At 39.9% G+C, this 3,398-nt stretch carries 4 protein-coding genes and 1 pseudogene; 2 read left to right on the plus strand and 3 right to left on the minus strand.

The window, feature by feature from the left end; genetic code table 11:
• The coding region (locus AB6E08_RS22840) for a hypothetical protein (RefSeq protein ID WP_371690327.1) at positions 1 to 215 on the plus strand (215 nt) is incomplete at its 5' end.
• Positions 216 to 350: 135 nt separating this feature from the next.
• Here AB6E08_RS22840 and AB6E08_RS22845 read toward each other — a convergent pair.
• On the minus strand, positions 351 to 875 hold the full coding sequence (locus AB6E08_RS22845; RefSeq protein WP_017101652.1) for a DUF3087 family protein: 525 nt from the start codon (positions 873 to 875) through the stop codon (positions 351 to 353).
• 257 nt (positions 876 to 1,132) lie between these two features.
• On the opposite strand from AB6E08_RS22845, the gene trmY reads away from it, so the two are divergent.
• Entirely contained in the window at positions 1,133 to 1,732 is a 600-nt protein-coding gene (gene trmY, locus AB6E08_RS22850) for a tRNA (pseudouridine(54)-N(1))-methyltransferase TrmY (protein ID WP_017097973.1), read from the plus strand.
• A 120-nt stretch (positions 1,733 to 1,852) separates the two neighbouring features.
• On the opposite strand, the gene AB6E08_RS22855 is transcribed toward trmY, so the two are convergent.
• Both AB6E08_RS22855 and AB6E08_RS22860 read right to left on the minus strand, forming a co-directional pair.
• Positions 1,853 to 2,926: an HlyD family secretion protein gene (locus AB6E08_RS22855; protein ID WP_017097974.1), complete on the minus strand. Its 1,074-nt coding sequence runs from the start codon at positions 2,924 to 2,926 to the stop codon at positions 1,853 to 1,855.
• Positions 2,893 to 3,360: pseudogene (locus AB6E08_RS22860) on the minus strand (glycosyltransferase family 2 protein); the annotation flags it as partial. The pseudogene AB6E08_RS22860 and the gene AB6E08_RS22855, both read right to left, overlap by 34 nt.
• Between the last annotated feature and the right edge of the window lie 38 nt (positions 3,361 to 3,398).

Consider the following 3,398-nt stretch of genomic DNA (forward strand, 5'->3'; position numbering starts at 1 on the left):
ATATTCATCAACGAGTGCCCACACAGATTGATAGGTTTAAATTGTTAAAGAGCTTTGCTTATCGAAACTTTCTTTTTACAAAGAAACCTTTGAAAGCGGACGTGAATTCTAGCGATTTAATCTTAAGTGTCAAACACTTTTTAAAATTAATTTCTTTCGAACTTTCCGTCTTACTAATTACCGCTGAAGCCTTGTGGCATCTGCCGTGTCAGTGAGGCGGCATTATAGAGATCATCGAAAACATGGCAACCCCTTTTTTGATAAAAATTCAAAAAAGTTGCTTAAGTGTCTACTTTTACGTCAAAAGCCTCTTTCACAGGTCAAAGCTCATACAATTACAGGCATATCACTTAAAATTTCGCTATTAGATCTTTCGAAAATGCCTCTATATCTAGTTCAATACTCCATTTATCACTCAGCTCTACGATGTTATCTAGCGACTGCTGAACCGTTTTTATCGTCAAAGTATTGTTGTCTAGGTCGTATACCTGTTTTTGCGTAGTGTAATAGAAGTAAAGGATAGTTAATGCTTCTCGATCACCTTGCTCAGCTTTCGGTTGAATACGCTTGAGCTTACGATAGATTTGATTGTGAGTTTGTTTAAGGTTCCACACATAAAGCGCTTCCTTAAAGTAGTCATGCCCTTTCACACGGCTCGCGATAAAGGCATTCAGTGCGACTGATAAAATCACGCCAAGTACATTCAAATGAAAGTTCCCTGTCGATTCACCAGTAATTGAAGTCGCCGAGCCAAACAATTCGATCAGAATGGTGCCGAATACAATGGCAAACAATGCAAGCGACCCAACCAATGAAACCAACAGTAGGTTCATCTTCTTTCTATATTCTTCTTTATTAATCTTCTGTAACTTCATCGACTACTTCCTTATGTAAGTCACCTAATAATTTGCGCATACTATCTATGTAAACCTTGGTTCGCTTCAACCTTTACCATCTTGTAATGTGGTCACTCTCTATTTAATACGTAGAGTTATTCCGATCAGTACTATACATAACTCCATTTGACTTCATTAATAGAAAAGAGTTACATACCGCCATAATTTTTAGTTATTCATCAATTCATGCTGATAAAGTCTGTTTCGCTTTATCACATACTGACAAGGTACATTCCATGCGTTCATTTGTATTACGCGCTCGCGCAGCCCCTACAGAGAGCAAACTTATCTTAGAAGGTGTTGGGCAAGACGCTCATACTGAGATTCTGGCTCATACTCTGATGAACACGATCTTCGTTGCTCAATCTCACCGTGAGAATGTCACCGTGCACCTTGTGCTAGAGAGTACTAAAGACTTTTCTCGTACCATTACATTCGATTCAAATGAAATCACCAACATTGGTGGCTTTCATGAATCTGCACTGTTATCTGCGGTAGTAAGAGCGGTTGACGCTTCTCAAGGCATGACAAAAGAACAGACACGTCAGGTAGAACCGGGCATCACTGTTCGCACTATGAGCTTTGAAAAGTTGGTCAAAGAACTGGCCGAAGACCACCAGCTGTACATGATGGATAAGAAGGGTGACTTTATCCGTGATGCAGAGATTGCTGAAAACCCATGTTTCCTTCTTACTGATCACATCCCTATGCCGAAGAAAAGCTACAACAGCTTGAAGCGTTTAGGCACAGAGAAAATCAGCTTAGGTCCAAACATGCTGTTTGCTTCTCAGTGTGTTGTGTTGATCAACAATGAACTGGATGTACGTGGTTTTTGATATCCACAGCTCTCTCTACGATAGTTCACTCTAAAACAACAGTTCGCTATAAAAATAGCTAGCCCTAAAACAATAAATGGAGCGATATACGCTCCATTTATGGTCAAGTTAGCGTGCTAATTAAAAACGCACTTCGACGGTCATCCCTTCAATCCAATATTCTCTAGGCAAATCAGCCGTAAAGTTCAATGCTACTTTGAGATATGCTGGCTGCCCTTCAAAAGGGCTTGCTAATTGAGTCGGCAACTTACTGACGATTTCTACCGAATCTGCAATCTCAGCCTCAAAAGTACTACCATTTGGAAACCTTACCTTGGTATGAGCTCCTATTATCGCATTCTCTAAATATTTAGGGTCTAAATACGCGACCACTTGCGGGATGGTATTCTTCGCTATCGTTACAAGCTCGTCACCTTCGAACACTCTCTGCCCTTCAACGACATGGATATCGACAACGCGACCTGCATAGGGAGACTTAATCGCCAACCCTTGTTCAACAACACGTTTAAGTGCTAAATCTTTCATTAAAGCACGTCGAGCCTGACTAACCGGACCCGCTAATTCTCTTTCTTGTTCAGCTAATTTCGCATTTTGATAATCAAGTTTTTGTCCATTAAGCTGATTGTTAAGTGAGTTACTCATTCCCACTATACTTGCGTAGTCCACATCGGATACCTGACCTTTCTTCCTGTATTCTTCATAGCGCGTTTGAATTTGCTGTACCGTGTTTAAATTACTGCGCGTTTCTTCAATACCTTTCAAGTGCAGTAAGCCAATATCATCAGGAAACCTGATTTCTAAATCTAATAACTCAGCATGAAGAAATTCGATTTGCGCTTCCACTTCCATATTAGTCAACTGAATCGCTGTCTCTGATTTTAGGATTTGACTTCCATCGTCTACTGGAATTGGGCCGACTACTCCTGCAACTTTAGAGGTTAAGGTTACAGGATGCGAGGTAATGATTGCCGGAGCAATAACCAGAAAATTTGTCTTTAAGAAAAAATACGCTACGAATAATAGAGGGCTAACCACTAAGCTTAAGATTAAATACCAACGAAAGCGGTAGCCTCCTCTTTTCGCTTGTCCGTAAGCAACTTTGACACCATCATCCGATTGAGGGTTATTCTTTTTATCAAGATGAAATTTCACTTTCATTGTTAAAACCTTTTGCCTTTTTTCAATACCCACCAAGGAGCCATACTGGATTCTTCATGACTTCTTCTAAATAACTCATTCACCATAGAGAACGCCGTAACCAACCGCATAAAGAACTGATAAAACGGATACAAGATTAGCCATTTTGCCATCTTAAGATCTTCTTTCGCTCTTTCGGAAACCAACCCAATATAGACAGTAAAAAACAACAACACTGTCGACAAATAGACGCAGTAGATAAGGATCAGAAGTGCAGCAACAAAATCGAAGGGGTAAGCCCAAAATATGTAAAACATGAATAGCGAAACTAGAATGGGCAGCAATACGTTTTGTAGAACGCCATAAACTAAAGTAAATATAAAGTTTCCCCAACCGAGTAATCTAGGGGTTAGACCTTCATTGTGTTTCCTTAAAAACAGAAATAATAAGTCTCCATCCCATCTTAGCCTTTGTTGGGCTTTGTTGCGTAATTCAATGGAACTAAATCAAGAACCTACGATCTGATCAG

The organism is Vibrio sp. 10N.247.310.24, from assembly GCF_041467175.1.
Classification (GTDB): domain Bacteria; phylum Pseudomonadota; class Gammaproteobacteria; order Enterobacterales; family Vibrionaceae; genus Vibrio; species Vibrio tasmaniensis_A.

What these genes read in the sequence shown, in the direction of transcription:
- AB6E08_RS22845 (WP_017101652.1), bottom strand. Translation starts at nt 875, where the DNA reads ATGAAGTTACAGAAGATTAATAAAGAAGAATATAGAAAGAAGATGAAC.
- trmY (WP_017097973.1), top strand. Translation starts at nt 1,133, where the DNA reads ATGCGTTCATTTGTATTACGCGCTCGCGCAGCCCCTACAGAGAGCAAA.